The 17,074-nt window shown below is 70.0% G+C and carries 13 protein-coding genes; 8 read left to right on the forward strand and 5 right to left on the reverse strand.

Annotation, left to right across the window (positions count from 1 at the left end):
* Positions 1 to 103: 103 nt before the first annotated feature.
* Together OG984_RS19190 and OG984_RS19195 are read right to left on the reverse strand one after the other, a co-directional pair.
* On the reverse strand, positions 104 to 4,609 hold the full coding sequence (locus OG984_RS19190; protein ID WP_328527802.1) for an FtsK/SpoIIIE domain-containing protein: 4,506 nt from the start codon (positions 4,607 to 4,609) through the stop codon (positions 104 to 106).
* A gap of 64 nt (positions 4,610 to 4,673) precedes the next feature.
* Complete coding sequence (locus tag OG984_RS19195) at positions 4,674 to 6,101, reverse strand: RDD family protein (protein WP_328527803.1); 1,428 nt, start codon at positions 6,099 to 6,101, stop codon at positions 4,674 to 4,676.
* A 113-nt stretch (positions 6,102 to 6,214) separates the two neighbouring features.
* On the opposite strand from OG984_RS19195, the gene OG984_RS19200 reads away from it, so the two are divergent.
* Positions 6,215 to 7,099 carry a spermidine synthase gene (locus OG984_RS19200; RefSeq protein ID WP_328527804.1) on the forward strand — a complete coding sequence of 295 codons (885 nt, stop codon included), beginning with the start codon at positions 6,215 to 6,217 and terminating at the stop codon, positions 7,097 to 7,099.
* A 193-nt stretch (positions 7,100 to 7,292) separates the two neighbouring features.
* Positions 7,293 to 7,463 (forward strand): hypothetical protein, encoded by a 171-nt coding sequence (locus OG984_RS19205; RefSeq protein WP_328527805.1) that lies wholly within the window; start codon positions 7,293 to 7,295, stop codon positions 7,461 to 7,463.
* Between the two features lie 87 nt (positions 7,464 to 7,550).
* Here the strand turns inward: OG984_RS19205 and OG984_RS19210 are convergent, their stop codons facing one another.
* Both OG984_RS19210 and OG984_RS19215 read right to left on the reverse strand, forming a co-directional pair.
* Complete coding sequence (locus OG984_RS19210) at positions 7,551 to 9,044, reverse strand: amidohydrolase (protein ID WP_328527806.1); 1,494 nt, start codon at positions 9,042 to 9,044, stop codon at positions 7,551 to 7,553.
* Between the two features lie 54 nt (positions 9,045 to 9,098).
* Entirely contained in the window at positions 9,099 to 10,646 is a 1,548-nt protein-coding gene (locus OG984_RS19215) for a helicase HerA-like domain-containing protein (RefSeq protein ID WP_328527807.1), read from the reverse strand.
* Positions 10,647 to 10,696: 50 nt separating this feature from the next.
* Here OG984_RS19215 and OG984_RS19220 point away from each other — a divergent pair, with 50 nt between their 5' ends.
* A complete protein-coding gene (locus OG984_RS19220) occupies positions 10,697 to 10,990 on the forward strand; it encodes a type II toxin-antitoxin system VapB family antitoxin (RefSeq protein WP_008356154.1) in 294 nt (97 codons plus the stop codon).
* A gap of 28 nt (positions 10,991 to 11,018) precedes the next feature.
* The gene (locus OG984_RS19225) at positions 11,019 to 11,534 is read left to right on the forward strand and encodes a LytR C-terminal domain-containing protein (RefSeq protein WP_328527808.1); all 516 of its coding nucleotides are present in this window, start codon (positions 11,019 to 11,021) and stop codon (positions 11,532 to 11,534) included.
* 10 nt (positions 11,535 to 11,544) lie between these two features.
* Here OG984_RS19225 and OG984_RS19230 read toward each other — a convergent pair whose 3' ends face one another.
* Positions 11,545 to 13,035 (reverse strand): potassium/proton antiporter, encoded by a 1,491-nt coding sequence (locus OG984_RS19230; protein ID WP_328527809.1) that lies wholly within the window; start codon positions 13,033 to 13,035, stop codon positions 11,545 to 11,547.
* Between the two features lie 106 nt (positions 13,036 to 13,141).
* On the opposite strand from OG984_RS19230, the gene OG984_RS19235 reads away from it, so the two are divergent.
* The 4 genes from OG984_RS19235 to OG984_RS19250 all read left to right on the forward strand — a co-directional run bounded on the left by OG984_RS19235 (position 13,142) and on the right by OG984_RS19250 (position 17,003).
* Positions 13,142 to 14,317, forward strand: a complete 1,176-nt coding sequence (locus tag OG984_RS19235; RefSeq protein WP_328527810.1) for an aminotransferase class I/II-fold pyridoxal phosphate-dependent enzyme — start codon at positions 13,142 to 13,144, stop codon at positions 14,315 to 14,317.
* A 93-nt stretch (positions 14,318 to 14,410) separates the two neighbouring features.
* On the forward strand, positions 14,411 to 14,773 hold the full coding sequence (locus OG984_RS19240) for a hypothetical protein (RefSeq protein WP_328527811.1): 363 nt from the start codon (positions 14,411 to 14,413) through the stop codon (positions 14,771 to 14,773).
* Positions 14,770 to 15,651: a hypothetical protein gene (locus OG984_RS19245; protein WP_328527812.1), complete on the forward strand. Its 882-nt coding sequence runs from the start codon at positions 14,770 to 14,772 to the stop codon at positions 15,649 to 15,651. The genes OG984_RS19240 and OG984_RS19245 overlap by 4 nt, the downstream gene beginning before the upstream one ends.
* Positions 15,648 to 17,003: a hypothetical protein gene (locus tag OG984_RS19250; RefSeq protein ID WP_328527813.1), complete on the forward strand. Its 1,356-nt coding sequence runs from the start codon at positions 15,648 to 15,650 to the stop codon at positions 17,001 to 17,003. Before OG984_RS19245 ends, OG984_RS19250 begins: the two co-directional genes overlap by 4 nt.
* Positions 17,004 to 17,074: the final 71 nt, after the last annotated feature.

Consider the following 17,074-nt stretch of genomic DNA (forward strand, 5'->3'; position numbering starts at 1 on the left):
ACGCACGTCAGCACGCCGCTGGCCACCGTAGGCCACCTTTCACGAGGTTGTGAAGGGTAAAGACGGATTCGTTGTCGGATTCATGCAGAGATTCATACAGACGTCACGCAGAGCCCTCGGAGTCGCTCGCGAGAGGCATCTGCATGGTCACCGTGCGCCCGGCCTGGACGAAGATTCCGCGGCCCGCAGGGAAGTCGGTGCGCTTGAGCTTGCCGAACGGAACCTTGAACAGCGTGTCGCCGTCGTAGGTGTCCGGCTTGAGCACGATGCCCTGGCGAGCGGCCTTCCACTCACCCATGACGCCCGAGCCGCCACCGGCTCGAGTGACGTCGGCGTCGCCGATGAAGAGGTGGTCGGAGTTGTTGATGGCCTGCAGCAGGGCGCGCATCGGACGGTCGGCGGGACCGTCGGCCAGGTGGGTCATGTCCTCGGCGACGATCATGATGCGGCCGGGGAAGGACTCGTCGGCGACGATCTCGGCGAGCTCGGTGACGAGCGCCTTCTCGTCGTCGGGACGGGTGGCGCTGCGTACCCAGGGACGGAAGTCGCCGAGCATGGCGCGACGGCTGCCGAGGTGGAACAGCTTCACCTCGGGGTCGAAGCGCTCGACGGACTCGACGAGCGCCTTGAGGGCGTTCGTCTTACCCGACTGCGGCGGTCCGGTGATGATGAACGAGCCGATCGGGTCGAAGCCGCGGGCGGACAGGGTGTCGTCGGCGATACCGAAGACGGGCTGCCCGTTGGCCTGGGCCGGCATGGCCCGGCTGGAGATCTTCGTCGGCAGGGCGCCGATCTCGCCGACCTCGGGAACACCCTGGGCGCGCAGCTGACTGACGAGCTCGTCGAGAGCCTTGGTCTGCTCGGCCACGTTGGTCGTGCCACCGAGCACGGCCAGCTGGACCTCGGCCTTGTCGACGACGGCGCGGCCGGGCACCGACTGCTCGTTGAGTACGTCCTTGGGGGCTCCGACCAGGACGTACTGGCTCGGGTCGGAGAGCCGCATGACGACACGGCGCGGGATGTTCGCGAAGACGGCCGTCGGGACGGACCCGGACCGGTCGGCGGTGATCACCGCGTGGATGCCGAGCGGGCGGCCCTCACCGAGGACTCGCATGAAGGACTGGTAGAACGGCGCGCGACCGGCGGCGATCTCCCACTCCTTCTTGAACTCGGGGTAGTTGTCGATCAGCAGCAGGATGCGCGGCATCGAGGCGTCGGCGATCTCGCGGTATTCGGTGAGGTTCGCGGCCGCGGCCTTGGAGAACAGTTCGGAGCGGCGGTCCATCTCCCGCTCGAGCGTGCGCATCAGCCGCTGCAGACGCTCGGCGTCGTCGCCGTCGATGATCGAGCCGACGTGCGGGAGACGCTCGATCGCGCCCAGCGCGCCGGAGGCGAAGTCGAGACCGTAGACCTGCACCGTGCCGAGCTCCGGACGGGCACCGGCGGCGGTCGCGATCGTCTTGAGCAGCGTCGACTTGCCCGAACCGGACGAGCCGAAGATGAGCAGCGAGCCGTCCCGGTCGGGAGAGAAGTAGACCGCGTTCTGCTGCTGACGCTCCGGGATGTCGGCGAGACCCAGCAGGATCTGGCCGTCGCCCTCCAGCGGCAGGTCGCGCATGTCGACCACGGGCGCCAGGTCGTCGAGCCACGGACGCCTCGGGGTCATCAGGCCGGCGGTGGCCGAGGCCTTGATCAGGGTGGCCACGATCCGCTTCTGGTCGTTGGGACCCAGATCCTCGTCGTGCGAGTCGCTCTCGGGCGGACGCTCCGGCTCCCACTCGGTGATCGAACCGAACTTGAGCTCGGCGACCTTCACATCAGCGGTGACCACCTCGTCCTCGCGGGTCCAACCACCGGCGTACGCGGACTGGAACGGCGTCAGGCGACCGGGACCGGTCTTCGCGATGCCGCGGCCAGGCAGGGACGGCGGGAACGACGCCGCCACCGGGTCGTCGACGACGTCCTTGGAGTCGGTCTCGTCGGCCATCCGCAGCGCGACGCGGAGGTTGGTGTTGGCCCGCAGGTTGTCCTTGATGACACCGGCCGGGCGCTGGGTCGCCATGATCAGGTGGATACCGAGCGAGCGGCCTCGCTGGGCGATGTCGACGACACCGTCGACGAACTCGGGCACCTCGCCGGCCAGAGCGGCGAACTCGTCGATGACCAGCACCAACGCGGGCGGGCACTCCGGGTCCTGGCGCTTTTCCAGCTCGAGGAGGTCCTTGGCCTTCTTCCGGTTGAACAGGTGCTCGCGGTAGTGCAGCTCGGCCTTGAGGCTGGTCAGCGCGCGGCGTACGAGGTGCGGGCTCAGGTCGGTCACCAGACCGACACAGTGCGGCAGGTCGATGCAGTCGGCGAAGGCCGAGCCGCCCTTGTAGTCGACGAAGAGGAACGTCACCCGGTCGGGCGAGTGCGCCGAGGCGATGCCGAGCACCCACGCCTGCAGGAACTCGGACTTACCGGCACCGGTGGTGCCGCCGACCAGGGCGTGCGGGCCCTGCGTACGCAGGTCCAGCGTCATCGCGTCCGAGGCTCCCTGGCCGATGATGGCGCGCAGGTTCCCGGCCTTCTTCAGGCGCGGCCGGGGCCGGTCGGAGCGGTCGATGATGGAGTTGTTCTGCGCCCAGCGCTCGACGACGGAGTGCGGGTCTTCGGCGACCTCGTTGCCGACCAGGGACAGGAAGCCGACCGAGTTCGGGAGGTCGGAGGAGTCGTGGACGACGGTGCTGGCGTCCACGACGGGCGCGAGCCGCTTGGCGAACATGTCCATGTAGGCGTTGGAGACGCCTTCGACGGTGACACCCTCGTAGAGGTCGCCGTTGCGGACCAGGCCGACGGTGGCGCGCTCCAGGCCGTCGCTGACGTCCAGGTAGCTGCGGCAGACCGCCGGCAGCGCCTCGACGGTGGAGGACATGAAGACAGCGTGTACGCCGACGTCGGCTCCGCGCTCGAGCACCTGGACCAGCCGGGCACGGTCCACCGGGGCGTCGTTGGTGACGAAGACGATGATGGAGACCTGCACGCGCGCGTTGGTCTCCTCGCCGGCCCGAGCGACGTCGGTGCCGTACTGCATCGGGTTCCACTTCTCCGGGAACGGGCCGCGGTGCTCCGCGGTCCGCCCGGCGCGCATGATGTATTCCTCCAGCGCGCTGAGCAGGGCGTTGGCCGTGGGCGCGGAGTCGGCCAGCGGCATGTCCTTGAACCGGTTGGTCTCGGAGGTGGTGTGCGGCAGCCACTTGAGCCACTCGAACTCCTCGACCCAGTCGGGGTCGGCGAAGGCGACGGTCACGACCTCGTTGGGCGCGTGCAGACCGAAGAGCTGCACCGCGATCCCGCGCATCGCGTCGGCCGCGGGGCCGGCGGGCCCGGCGACACCCACGGAGCCGACGGCGGGCAGCGACTCCAGCAGCGGTACGTCGTCGACGTACTTGTAGCGCTCCTTGAGCCGGTCGATCCGCTCGATGAACTCGGGCAGGCCGTTCTGGGTGTCGCGCTCCGCGATCGTATTGCGCGAGAGGGCGCGAGTGGTGCCGAGACGTACGGCCAGGAAGTTCCAGTGCTCAGGGCGCCGGGTCCACAGCCGCGGACCGAGCTGCATCGCCTGCTCGAAGACCTCCGCGACCGCGGGGACCTCCTCGTTGCGCGCCAGCTCCTCCTCGGGCTTGCTGCGGTAGAAGACCTCTTCGAGCTTCTCGAACTGCCGCTCGAAGAGCTCGATCTCGTGGTCCTGCTTCGCGCCGGCCTGGCGGTGCTGGTTGATGTAGTTGCCGACTGCCATCATCGGGGTCATCACGACCAGGAGCAGCGCCCGCGCGCGGCCGGTCATCGCGTAGATCGAGAGCGCCATGATGATCGGTGCGATCAGCACGAACCACGGGAAGAGCTTCTTCTGCATCTCCGTCGGCATCCACGGCGGCGGGTGCTCGGTGCCCGGGTAGCGGACGTCGACCCGCGGGCTGCGGTTGAAGAGCAGGCCGCCACCGCGCTCGAGGACCGGGTCCTCGACCGTGTCGAGGAAGTCCTGGGATAGCTGCATGACCAGCGTGGTGCTACCGATCACGACGGGCGTGTCCGGCGCCAGACGTACGCGGGAGACCTGGGTGCCGTCGACGACGACACCGTTGGCGGAGTTGAGGTCGACCAGCTCCACGGAGCGGTCGACCTCGATGCGGGCGTGGCGCTTGGAGACCATCGGGTCGGCCAGCACGATCTCGTTCTCGGGTCCACGGCCGATCGAGGCGTGGCCTGTGACCAGCGGAAACGCCTGTCCCCGGACCGGACCGTCGATCGCGCGCAGCACGCCGACGCTCTTGCGCCGCGAGCCGGTCGCCTCGGCGTCCGGGCCCAGGTTCACCACCGCTGCGGCGAAGCCGGACCCGATCGGTGCCTCGCCGATGGGGATGTCGTGCTGGAGCGGTTCCATTCGGTCGGCGGTCGGCGGAGCGACCGCCAACGTCAAGACGTCGTGCTCACCCGCGATGATCGAACGCGCTGGGTCGGCGTCGGCGATGTGCCGCGCGACGTCACCTGCGGTGGCCGTGGAGTCAGCTGTGATGATCACATCCGCCGGCGCCACACCAGGCCGGTGCAGAGTGAGCTTGACCTTCATCCTTCGTTCCCCTCGTCAACGTGTCTGAAAGACCATGAAGCAAGATCGTGCGGGCGGGGCCGCGTCACCCGCGGCGCACCAGGGCCGAGCGGTCGCCGAAGCGAATCATCGCGCCGACGGGGGCGAGCACCGGCTCCCAGGCCTTCAGCCGGCGGGTGGCACCTTCGTGGATCACCACGGTGCCGTTGGTCGAGCCTCGGTCGGTGACCTCGACCCCGTCACCGCTGGGACGCAGCGACAGGTGGGTCTTCGAGACCGACACGTCGATGATCGAGACCGTACGTGCCCCCAGCGTGTTCTCCGTCAGGGCGGGGTCGCGGCCGACCAGCACCAGGCCGGACACCGGGATCCGCTCGCCGGAGTCGACCTTGAGCATGATGCCGCGCGGCTGCGACTGCGCCGCGGGCTGGTGGCCGCCGGTGGCGGACGCCGGAGCCGGCGTCGGGGTCGGCGCAGGGGTCGGCGCAGGGGTCGGCGCGGGGGTCGGCGCAGGAGTCGGGGTCGGCGCAGGAGTCGGCGGAATCGGCTGAGGAGTCGGGGTCGGCGCAGGAGTCGGCGGAATCGGCTGAGGAGTCGGGTGGGGCGTCGGCGTGGGGGTCGGAGGCGGCGGGGGCACTGCCTGACCGTGGTTGGGCACGACACCGCGGGAGGGCGGGATCGACGGCGTCACCGGCTTCGGCGCCACCGGTCCCGACGGCGGGGTCGCGAGCGCACCGCCCGGGGAGACACCGGGCTCCTCGCGCTTCGCCTTCGGACGGGACACCCCGAGCACGCCGGCGCTGACTCGCCCCGCGGGACGGTAGCTGCCGGCGTCGTGGTCGTTGGGCGTGCTGAGCGAGGGCAGGGACTTCCGCTCCGCGACGGGCGCGGCCGCGACCGTCTTGCGGGCGATACGCATCCGCTTCTCGTCGTAGGGGTCGAGGCCCTCGCGAACGTCGACCATCCAGGTCTCGGCGACCTTGTCGTGCCAGCCGCGGCCACGGTTCTCCTTGTCGAACAGCGGCGAGGCGAGGAAGACGATCGGGGCGATCGGGACGATGCCGGAGCCCCAGAGCACGAGGGCCCGGAGGAACGCACGTCCGACGCCGGGGCGCTCGAGCGTCTTGACGTTGACCGACCGGATCCCGGCCATGGACTTGCCGAGCGTGACGCCGCGACGGCCGTGGAAGACGATCTGGACGATGACGAAGATCAGCGTCAGCAGCACGGTCGCGCCGCCCGCGATCGCGGCCAGCATGAAGTCGGGGTGGCTCAGGAACCGGGCGAAGCCGAACTTGCCCTGGGCCAGCTTGAGCAGCAGCGGAAGCGTGAAGACCAGATACGGGATCTGCAGGACCACATAACAGGCGATGTCGATGGCCGCGGCGACCGCCCGACGGCCCAGGGGCGCGTCCTTCAGCCCGAGCGAGGCAGCGTAGGCCGGGTCCGGTTTGCCGTCGGCGGTGAGACCTTCGATCCGGTCGTCATTTTCGGCGACCTCCCATATCTCCACCGCAAGAACTCCTCACGCCCGATGTCCGAGTATTTTCGGCGCTGACCCAACAACGCCAGAAGGCTACCGGAATGTCCCGGCTCGGGCGCGATGGTGTCTGGCAGGATCGACGCATGTCAACACCCTCCGGGCCATCCAGGAGCCCCGAGCGCATCGTCTTCTCCGACGGCAGCACCGCCGATCTCGTACGCAAGGAGGACGGCTGGGTCATCGAGATCAACGGTGTGGCGCAGTCCCACGTCGGTGATCCCGCACAACCGCCGAAGCTCGCCTCGATCCGGTGGATGCTCGCGGCGCTCGGCGACCGGGCGCCTCAGACGGCCGCGCACCTGGGCGGAGCCCTGCTGGCGCTGCCACGGGCGGTCGCTCACCGGTGGCCGTCGACCGCCCAGACGATCGTGGAGCTCGAGCCCGCCCTGGTCGAGCTCACCAGATCGCGGTTTCCGCTGCCCGCGGGGATCACGATGGAGACGGCCGACGCCCGCTCGTGGCTCGAGGCCCACCCGGGGTCGGACCACGATGCCATCGTCATCGACATCTTCGTCGGCAACCGGATCCCGCCGGCGTTCACCTCGCAGGAGTGCATGACCGCCGCTCGCCGTGCGCTGCGCGAGGAGGGTCGGCTGGTGCTGAACTCCGTCGCCGGCCCCGAGCTGCTCTTCACCCGTCGCGAGCTCGCGACGCTGCGTACGGTCTTCGAGCATGTCGCGATGATCGTGCAGGGGTCCGCGCTCGCGGGAGCGAGGTTCGGCAACGCCACCCTGATCGCCTCGGCGTCCCCGATCGACGGCGACGCGATCCGTGCGGCGCTCGCCGGTGACCCGTCGAAGGGCGCGCTGGTGACCGACCTCGACCCGATCATCGACGGCGCCGGCCCGGTCCGCGACGCCGACCAGCTCTGGTCCCCGGAGCCGAACCTGCCCGACGCAAGCGCGGCGCTGCGGCTCCTCGAGCAGGCCCGCCGGGCCGTCGACACGCTCAAGACTGCCTCGGACTGATCCTCCGTCGCCTTTGTCTAGCGAGATTCGGCCCTATCGCTCGGCAGATACCGCGACAGGCATCGACAGCCATTTCTTTTACCGAAACCGGCTTGTAACGTTCAAACAACCTGCTCGCGACTTGGGAGCGGGATGCTTGATGCGCACGACAAACCACGATGCACACCATCTATCCGTTGTAGGGGGGACCTCGATGGAAACACTCACCGCGATCGAGCCTGAGGCGACCAGCGCCGCGAAGCAGCGCAGCCTCAAGTTCCGTCACGCCAGCGCCCTGACCAAGCTCATGGACGAGCGACAGGACCTGCGCGGGGTTCACGTGTTCGCCGACTTCGTCGACGACTCGGTTCGCTGGTCCGCGTGACCGGCATCTGAATTGGGGGGATCCACGATCCCGTTGCGTAAGGCCCGGCCAAGGACGGCCGGGCCTTCGCGGTTTTCGAGGGGGCGTCTAGAGACTGCGGTGGACGATCCGCCCGCCGACAACGGTCAGTACGACGCCGCCGTGGGCGATAGCGGCCAGATCTCCGACCGAGGCCTGGAGCGGGTCGACGTCGAGCAAGGCCAGGTCCCCGCGAGATCCGGGGGCAACCGTCGTCTGGCCGTCCACCGAGGCCGTCAGCGCCTCTTGGACGGTCAGTGCCTGCTCCGGATGCCACGGCTCCTTGCCGTCTCGCGAGCGACCGACGGCCGAGGCGATCGCCAGCCACGGGTCGAGCGGCGCGACCGGAGCATCCGATCCGAGCGCGATGCGCACGCCCTCGTCGAGCATCCAGCGGGTCGCGAAACAGCGCTCCTCCCTCCCCGGCCAGACGTCCTCGGTCATCTCACGATCATCGAGGATGTGCGCCGGCTGCACGGAGGCCGTGATCCCGAGCCGAGCCATCAGCGGCAGATCCTCGCGACGTACGAGCTGGGCGTGCTCGATGCTCCCGCGCGCACCCGTCGCCGCGTACGCCGCCAGAGCCTCCGACACCGCCCGGTCGCCGATCGCATGGGTGGCCACCTCGAGGCCGGCCGCGCGGGCCTTCCCCAGCAGCCCGGTCAGCTCCTCGGGCGACTGGTTCGGCGCCCCGCAGCTGTCCGGGTCGGCGGCGTAGGGGTCGCAGCACCACGCCGTTCGGGTGCCCAGCGAGCCGTCGCTGATGATCTTCAGCGGTCCCATCGTCAGCCGGTCCTCGCCGGGGATCAGCGGGTCCCCGGTGCGGAACCCCGACGCGATCGCCTCGTCGAGCTGGTCGGCGTAGGTCGCGACCCGGACGCGCAGCAGGTCGCAGCCGTAGGCCCAGCGCCACCGCCAGTCCTCGAGCCGGACACCGACCTCGAAGTCGGTCATCCCGACCACCCCGAGCGCGGCGGTCCGGGTCAGCATCCGGCGATAGGCGGCCGGAGTGCTCCCGCTGGTCTCGAAGAGCTCGGCGACCCGTGGATAGGCCTGGTACCACTCCGTCTCCTGCACCATGTCCTCGCGGCGTGGAAGCTCCAGGGCGTCGAGGGCCGCGGTGTTCAGCCAGGCGTGATGGAAGTCGTGGTTGACCAGGATCGCGGGGATGCTGCCGGTGACGGAGTCGAGCTCGGAGACGGTGCCCCAGCGGTCCCAGGTGCCGGCCGAGTGACCCATCCCGACGATCGCCTCGCCCGGCTGGGTCTCACGTGCCGCCGCGGCGACCCGCGCGAGCGCCTCGGCCGGTGACCGGGTGCCGTGCAGGTCCAGCCGGCTGGCCCGCAGCGTCCACTGACCGAGGTGGGTGTGGGCGTCCCACAGCCCCGGCACCAGCCAGCGGCCACCCGCGTCGTACGCCTCGACGCCATCGGGCCGGGGCAGGTCTTCTCCGACCGCCGACACGAGACCGTCGGTGACGAGGACGTCGACCACCCCGGCGGGCACGTCCGCCCGAGGTGAGAGCGGAACGATGCGTACGTTCCGGAGGAGAAGGTCGGGCATGAGCAGACGATAAGGAGTCTGCCCATGCCCGGGCCAATCAGATATCGAGGTGGCTCAGCGGCGCTTGAAGAGTCCCCTGACGAGCTCCCTCGCGGCGGTGCGCGCGGCCTGCTTGAACGCGGTCGACTTCACCACCGTCTCGATCATCGAGTCGTCGTCCCGCGACCGCGAGCGCGATCCCGAGGACTTCTTCGGCGCGGCCTTCTTCGCCGCCTTCGCCTCGGCCTCGGCCGCCCGTGCGGCCGCCGCGGCGTCCGTCTTCGCCTTGAGCTGGTCGGCGGCGGACTCGACCTCGACGGCCGTGGAGTACTTCGCCGCCAGCGGCGAGGCCGCCACGGCTGCCGTCATCGCCGCGGCCTCCGCCGGACCCATGAGCGACTCGGGTGCTCGCAGACGGGTCCAGGCGACCGGCGTCGGCGCGCCACGCTCGTTCATGACGGTCACGATCGCCTCGCCGATGCCGAGCGTCTGGATGACCGCGCCGAGGTCGTCGTAGGACGAGGTCGGATACGTGTTGACGCTGGCCTTGAGCGCCTTGGCGTCGTTGGGGGTCGCGACCCGCAGCTGGTGCTGGATGCGCGAGCCCAGCTGCCCGAGCACGTCCTCGGGGACGTCGGTCGGCTTCTGGGTCACGAAGAAGACGCCGACTCCCTTGGACCGGATCAGCCGGACCGTGTTGGTGATCTGGTCGAGGAACGCGTCGGAGGCGTCGTTGAAGAGCAGGTGCGCCTCGTCGAAGAAGAAGACGAGCTTCGGCTTGTCGGCGTCACCGACCTCGGGAAGCGCCCGGAAGAGCTCGGCGAGCAACCACATCAGGAAGGTCGAGAAGATCGCCGGCCGGTCCTGCAGGTTGGGCAGCTCGAGCAGCGAGATGATCCCGGCCTCACCCTCGTTGCGTACGAAATCCGTGACGGCGAAGGCCGGCTCACCGAAGAACTCGTCCGCGCCCTGGTCGGCGAAGGCGATGAGCGTACGCAGGATCACCCCTGTCGTGGCGGAGGAGAGGCCGCCCAGATCCTTGAGATCGGCCTTGCCCTCATCCGAGACCAGCCACTGCAGCACCGCCCGCAGGTCGTCGAGCCCGACCAGCTTCAGGCCGGTCTTCTCGGCGTAGTGGAAGACGAGTCCGAGCGAGGACTCCTGGGTCTCGTTGAGGCCCAGCACCTTGGAGAGGAGCGTCGGGCCGAAGGCGTCGACGGTGACCCGGACCGGGATGCCGGTGCCCTCGCCGCCGAGCGCGAAGAACTCGACCGGGAACCCGCGCGCCTGCCAGGCCTGTCCGACGGAGGCTGCCCGCGCGGTCAGCTTCTCGCTCGACTCGCCCGGGACGGACAGACCGGAGAGGTCGCCCTTGATGTCGGCGGCGAACACCGGGACCCCGGCCGCGGAGAGCTGCTCGGCCAGCAGCTGAAGGGTCTTCGTCTTTCCCGTGCCGGTCGCACCGGCGACCAGGCCATGCCTGTTCAGCATCCCCAAAGGAATGCGGATCGGCGTCTCCGTCAACGTCTCAGCGTCCGCCATCAGCCCCCCGAGCTCGAGGGCCGAACCCTCGAATTGGTAGCCGGGCCCGACCGCTTCTGAGAGAGCAGCAGCATCCGTCATGACGAGGACTCTATGTTGGTATTTGGTTGCGGGGCGATACAGTCACGAGGGTGATCTTCAAGCGTGTCGGCGATTCTCGCCCCTACCCTGACCATGGTCTGACGACCAAGGGGTGGGCCGCGCTGCCTCCTCGGACGGTACGTCTCGACGAGCTGGTGACCACCAAGGACACCCTCCAGCTGGTGGCTCTGCTCAACGAGGACTCGACGTTCTTCGGCGACCTCTTCGCCCATGTCGTGGAGTGGAACGGCGAGCTCTATCTCGAGGACGGGCTCCACCGGGCGCTCCGTGCGGCGCTCCAGCAGCGCAACGTGCTCCACGCCCGCGTGCACACGCTCGGCTAGCGGGTGCCGAGCGGTTAGGCTCGGCACCATGCTCGACTCGGCCCTCACGGGACTTCGTACGTTCATCATCCTTGCCGTCCTCGCGGCTGCGGTCGCTCTGGCCGGTGCCTGGGGATGGAAGGCGATGACCGCACCCTTCCCGCAGAAGGTGGATGTCGGGCCGTGCGTGGACACCCCGGTCAAGAAGGGCTCGGAGGTCTACCCCTCGCAGGTGGTCGTGACCGTGCTCAACGCGAGCACGCGGGCCGGGCTCGCCACCCGGGCGATGACGGACCTCGTCGACGAGGGCTTCGTCAAGGGTCGGACCGGCAACGCCCCCAGCGGCACCAAGCTGAGGACCGTCGAGGTGTGGACGCCCGACAAGGACGCGCCCTCCGCCGCTCTCGTCGCGAGCTGGCTCGGCGACGCGAAGATCGTGGAGAAGAAGTCCGACGTCCCTGGCATCGTGGTCGTCACCGGCGAGAACTTCCCGGAGGTCACCGGCGGCGACAAGACCGTGACCGCCAAGGCGGACGCCACGATCTGCAGCCCTCCGGTCGAGTAGGGCTCTGCCCTCAGCGCAGCCACCCGGCCAGACGGCCCTTCCGGCTGACCAGCTCGAGGCGCCGCTCCGCCTTCTCCCGCTGGTGGCGGGGCACGACGACCAGGACCACGTCGCGAGCGCGGAGCACGGTGGTGCCCTCCGGCACCATGGTCTGTCCGTCGCGGATCAGCAGCGACACCGACGATCCCGCGGGCAGCCGGAGCTCGCCGACCTCGACGCCATGGAGGCGCGACTCGCGCGGGATCCGGAGCTGGATCAGGTCTGCCGCGATCTGCTCCAGCGGCGCGACATCGAGGTCGAGGGATCGAGGGTCGTCGGGGCGGGCGACGGCGAGCACCCGAGCGACCCAGGGCAGCGTCGGCCCGGTCAGCAGCGTATAGACGACGACCATCACGAAGACCAGGTCGAAGAGCTCCTCGGCACCGTCGACCCCCTCGGCCAGGGGGATGGTGGTGAGGACGACCGGCACCGCCCCACGCAGCCCGGCCCAGGAGACGAACACCGTCTCGCGCCACGACATCCGGGACACCACCGTGCTGACCAGCACGGACGCGGGCCGCGCGATGAAGGTCAGGATCAGCCCGGCGGCCAGGGCGAGGCCGATGGTCCGCAGGTCGATACGTCCCGGGGAGAGCAGCAGCCCGAGCATCACGAAGAGCCCGATCTGCGCCAGCCAGGCGACACCCTCGGCGAACGACCTGGTGGCACCGCGGTGGGGCAGGTCGGTGTTGCCGAGCACGAGCGCTGCCACGTAGATCGCCGCGAACCCGGACCCGTGCAGCCAGGACGACCCGCCGTAGGCGAGGAAGGCCAGGGTCAGCACGGCCAGCGGGTAGAGACCGGCCGAGGGCAGCGCAGCCCTGCGCATCAGCCACGCACCACCGAAACCGACGATCAGACCGATCACGATGCCCACCAGCAGCTCGCCGACCACGATCCCGGCCACGACGACCGGAGGGTTCTCCCCGATCGCACCGCTGGCGATGAGCGTCACGATCACCACGGTCGGGGCGTCGTTGAGCCCCGACTCGGACTCGAGGACACCGGTCAGCCGCTTGGGCAGCGGCACCACGCGCAGCACGGAGAACACCGCAGCCGCGTCGGTCGGCGAGGTCACCGCCCCCAGCAGGAACGCCAGCTGCCAGGGAAGCCCGAGCAGATAGTGCGCCCCCACCGCGACGATCCCGATCGAGACCACCACTCCGACCGTGGCCAGCATCATGCCGAGACCGAAGGTGGGACGTACGTCCTTCCAGGACGTCGTCAGACCACCTTCGGCCAGGATCAGCGCCAGCGCGCCGAAGCCGATCGCGTGCGCGACCGCCGCGTCGTCGAAGCGGATCCCGAGCACCGACTCACCGAGCAGGACACCCATCAGCAGGTAGATCAGCAGCGACGGCAGGCCGGCCTTGGTCGAGACCCGGACCGCCATGATCGCCAGGAGCGTGACCAGGGAGCCGATCAGCACGAACATGTCGAGCTGATGGACATCGAAGCTCATCTGCGTCGGGCCCCCCTCCGACCTCTGGGACTGCATCTTAGGGCGTGTCCGAGAATTGCCCGGCGGCATCCGGGCCATCCTCAGCCACGCCCTAATGTTTGCTCCCATGGACCGCCTGACTGTCGCCCAACGCGCGAACGTGCCTCCTTTTCACGTGATGGACATGCTCGAGCGGGCGGCGCAGAGGCAGCGGACGTACGCCGATCTCATCTCGCTCACCTCGGGACAGCCGTCGACGGGGGCGCCCCAGGCGGTCACCGCCGAGGCGGTGCGGCTCCTGCAGAGCGGTGACCCGCTGGGCTACACGCCGGCCATTGGGATCCTGGAGCTGCGGCAGGCGATCGCCGGGCATCACCGGGCCTGGCACGGGATCGAGGTCTCCCCGGAGGACGTGATCGTCACGACCGGTGCCAGCGGCGGGTTCCTGGCCAGCTTCCTGGCGGCCTTCGACGTCGGGGACAAGGTGGCGATGGCCCGGCCGTCCTACCCCTGCTATCGCAACGTGCTCGCGGCCCTCGGCTGCGAGGTCGTGGAGATCCCGACGGGTGCGGCCGAGCGGTTCCAGCCGACCGTCGGGCAGGTGCAGGAGCTGCACGAGCGCGTCGGGCTGAAGGGCCTGGTGGTGGCCAGCCCGGCCAACCCGACCGGCACGATGCTGCTCCCCGAGGAGCTGGCCGGACTGGCGCGCTACTGCGAGGAGGCCGGGATCCAGCTGATCTCGGACGAGATCTACCACGGCCTGACGTACGCCACCGACGGCGGCCGCGGCCGCAGCGCCTGGGAGACCTCGCGCGACGCCGTCGTGTTCGGCTCGTTCTCCAAGTACTTCTCGATGACGGGCTGGCGCATCGGCTGGCTGCTCGCTCCCGCCCATCTGCGGCGCGCGATCGACGTCCTGGTCGGCAACTTCACCATCTGTCCGCCGGCGCTCGCCCAGCATGCCGCCGTGGCCGCGTTCACGCCGGACGCCTACGCCGAGCTCGACGGCCACGTGACCCGCTACGCGGCCAACCGCGGCGTACTCCTCGACGGCCTCCGCTCGCTCGGCGTCACCGAGATGGCTCCGGCCGACGGCGCGTTCTACGTCTACGCCGACGTCAGCCGCTGGACCGACGACACCATGGCCTGGTGCCATCAGATCCTCGACCGCACCGGTGTCGCGATGGCTCCCGGGATCGACTTCGATCCCGTCGACGGCCATCGCTTCGTACGTCTCTCCTTCGCCGGCTCCGCCGCCGAGATCGAGCAGGGCCTCGACCGTCTCTCCACCGTCCTTCGCTAGGCGTCGCTGGCGATTTTGAGAAAGTTCAGGATTTTACGTTTAGAACTCGCACAGCGGGGTAGGACCATCTCAGAGAACTGTCTGAGGAGGGATATGTACGGCGACAGCGACGTGATCCGTCGTCGGGTGAACCGTCTGCGTGAGCAGGCGGACGACATCCGCGCGAGTGCCGACAAGCTGGTGAGCCAGGCCGAGGCCGTGCCGTGGCACGGTCGTGCGGCCGAGTCCCTCCGCGGGCGGATGAAGGAGCGTGCCACCGCGCTGCGCATCACCGCCGAGCAGCACGATCGGGCGGCCGACACCCTGGCCAATCACCTCAAGCAGGTCGACCTGCTCAAGGAGCAGATCGCCGAGGCCGAAGCACGCGCCGAGGCGCTGATCGCCGACGGCAAGCTCACCGGATTCGAGGCCCCTGAGCCGGGCCACAAGGACTGGCTGGAGGTCACCCTTCGATGACGACGATCGACCTGGGACCCGCGCCGGCGGCGCCGACCGAGCCGTGGGCAGGGGTGCCCCGCCGGGTGGGCCTGACCCTTCCCGAGCTCACCCACGCCTGCGAGACCATCGGGGCGCCGCTCCCCTTCGAGGTCGCGACGCACCGCGAGGAGGGGCTCGACGCCCGGTTGGGACGTACCCGCTCGGCAGCCGAGGCCGAGGCCCTGGCCCGCGCGGTCGACGGCTTCGGTGAGGGCAGCGCCTCGCTGCAGCGACGCGACCTCCTCGACGCCGACGGCACCCTCGACTCCGGGATCGCCGGTGCCCTGGGGCTCCTCGCGACTCCCGAGGTGGTCATCGACCTCGATGTCGTCGTCGACGGTCTGCGGGGGCGTGCCTGGCACCGGCAGAAGGGCGACGCGGCCGCCTCGCTCGCCACCGTGGACGGGCTCGTCTTCGAGCTCTCCTGGTATCCCTCCGCGGCCTGGGCGGCCGAGCTCGGACGCACCGCGACGCTGCCGGGTGACACCGCCCGGCTGACCTCGGCGGTGCCCGACCAGCTCGAGGTCCCGTTCGCGACGGCCGATGCCGTCTTCGAGGCGCTGCGCACCGGACGCGGCGACCTGGTGCCCGTGCTGACCGCGGGCGACGTCGTCGTCTCGAGCGCCCTCGAGGCCCTCTCCAACGAGACCCATGGTCGACTGCGCGCGGTCGTGGCGACGACCGCCGACCCGGAAAGTCCCTTGATCGGCACCGTCTCCTGGACGCTGGTCAACGACGGCTGGCGCTCGATGCGCACGGTGTCGCTCGATGGAGAGCTGACGCTGCTGATCACCAGCGTGGAGCCGTCAGAGCTCGCCGCAGACCTTGCCCCTGTTCTCGCGGAGGTGGCCCGATGAACGAGCCCGGAAACAACGCAGCCAACAACGCAGCCAACGACCCGGCCAACCGTCTGGGCCCGGTCCCGGAGGGCACAGCCGACCCGGCGCTGCCGACGGCGGGACCGGAGGACAAGTACGCCCAGATTCTCGGTCTGGCGAGCTCGATCGGCGACGCCGGCGCGCAGCTGCGCGAGTGGGCCGAGCTCGGGTCCGCGATCCTTGCCGACGATGACGTCACCGACTCGGCCGAGCTCTCCGCGAAGACCTGGCAGCCGGCCGAGGACGAGATCCGCGCCGCCGTCTCCGAGAAGGGTGGTGTCCTCGGCCTCGGGCAGGCGCTCGACGCCGACGCCGTCTCGGTGCGCGCGACGGTGCAGACCTACCGCTGGATCGACGAGCTCCAGGCAGCGGCCCGCCGCTCGCTGGGTGCCATCGCCGCCAACGCGCTCGACTACCTCGCCCCCGAGGTAGAGCTCGGCGGGTCGCTGCTCTCCGCCGGCCTGATCGAGACCGACGCGCTCGACCGTGAAGGCGTCACCGCCTACCTCGGCGAGCTCGCCCAGGGCCACCCCGAGCTGATGGACCACATCGCCACCGGCGGTGGGTTGCTCGAGTCGCTCGAGCTGCGCTCGCTGCTCACCGCCGACTTCCCCCGCGGCGACGACGCTGCGGCGGCCGCCGCGGGTGCGCGGCGCGCTGCGGGCATCGACGCGTTCACGACCGACGCCGGTCACGCGCTGCGTGACGTCGGTGGGGCGCTGGCCGCGACCGAGGAGGGAACGCACGTCGGCGGCGACGTCACCGCGGGCACCCCGGCGACCATCGAGGAGCTGATCCGCACGCTCGAGGCCACCGAGTCCGGTGTCGCGGTCCAGCAGACCGCGCCCGGGCGCTACATCGCCTATCTCCCGGGCCCCTACACCGGCAGCCGCCGGCTTCGGCTCGTCTCCGGCGACCTCTCCGACTACATCGCCACCGCCTCGCGGACCATCGAGAAGACGGTCGAGGCCGGCTCGCACGTGATGCTCGTCGGCGCGGCGGCAGGAGGAACCGCGGCGGCCGCGATCGCGGCGGCAGCCGGGGCTGCGTACGTCGTGGATCAGGTGGTCACCGTGGGCGCTCCGGGCGCGGCGGCGCCGAGGGTCCCTGAGACGACCCGGGTGCTGTCACTGGAGGATCGTTCCGATCCCGTCGCGCTGCTCGGCGGGCTCATCAACGCGGGTGTCGGACACCGGTTCACGGTCGTCTACGACGGCACCGCGGCGGAGGAGAGCCACTACATCGCCGGCGGGCGGGCGGCGGACAACGCCAGCCACGGCGAGCTGCGTGAGGAGATCGGGCGGATCCGCAGTCTGGGATATCTCGGCTAGACGACGCGGGGTTGCCACAGGGATCTGAGTCGATACGGTGTAGTTCGCCCTCTGCGCCATCCCCGGCGAAC

It is taken from the genome of Nocardioides sp. NBC_00368 (assembly GCF_036090055.1).
In the GTDB taxonomy this organism is placed as follows: domain Bacteria; phylum Actinomycetota; class Actinomycetes; order Propionibacteriales; family Nocardioidaceae; genus Nocardioides.

Coding starts and splice junctions, on each gene's coding strand:
- OG984_RS19225 (WP_328527808.1), top strand. CDS start 11,019: ATGCTCGACTCGGCCCTCACGGGACTTCGTACGTTCATCATCCTTGCC.
- OG984_RS19190 (WP_328527802.1), bottom strand. CDS start 4,609: ATGAAGGTCAAGCTCACTCTGCACCGGCCTGGTGTGGCGCCGGCGGAT.
- OG984_RS19215 (WP_328527807.1), bottom strand. CDS start 10,646: ATGACGGATGCTGCTGCTCTCTCAGAAGCGGTCGGGCCCGGCTACCAA.
- OG984_RS19210 (WP_328527806.1), bottom strand. CDS start 9,044: ATGCCCGACCTTCTCCTCCGGAACGTACGCATCGTTCCGCTCTCACCT.
- OG984_RS19250 (WP_328527813.1), top strand. CDS start 15,648: ATGAACGAGCCCGGAAACAACGCAGCCAACAACGCAGCCAACGACCCG.
- OG984_RS19245 (WP_328527812.1), top strand. CDS start 14,770: ATGACGACGATCGACCTGGGACCCGCGCCGGCGGCGCCGACCGAGCCG.
- OG984_RS19200 (WP_328527804.1), top strand. CDS start 6,215: ATGTCAACACCCTCCGGGCCATCCAGGAGCCCCGAGCGCATCGTCTTC.
- OG984_RS19240 (WP_328527811.1), top strand. CDS start 14,411: ATGTACGGCGACAGCGACGTGATCCGTCGTCGGGTGAACCGTCTGCGT.
- OG984_RS19235 (WP_328527810.1), top strand. CDS start 13,142: ATGGACCGCCTGACTGTCGCCCAACGCGCGAACGTGCCTCCTTTTCAC.
- OG984_RS19230 (WP_328527809.1), bottom strand. CDS start 13,035: ATGAGCTTCGATGTCCATCAGCTCGACATGTTCGTGCTGATCGGCTCC.
- OG984_RS19205 (WP_328527805.1), top strand. CDS start 7,293: ATGGAAACACTCACCGCGATCGAGCCTGAGGCGACCAGCGCCGCGAAG.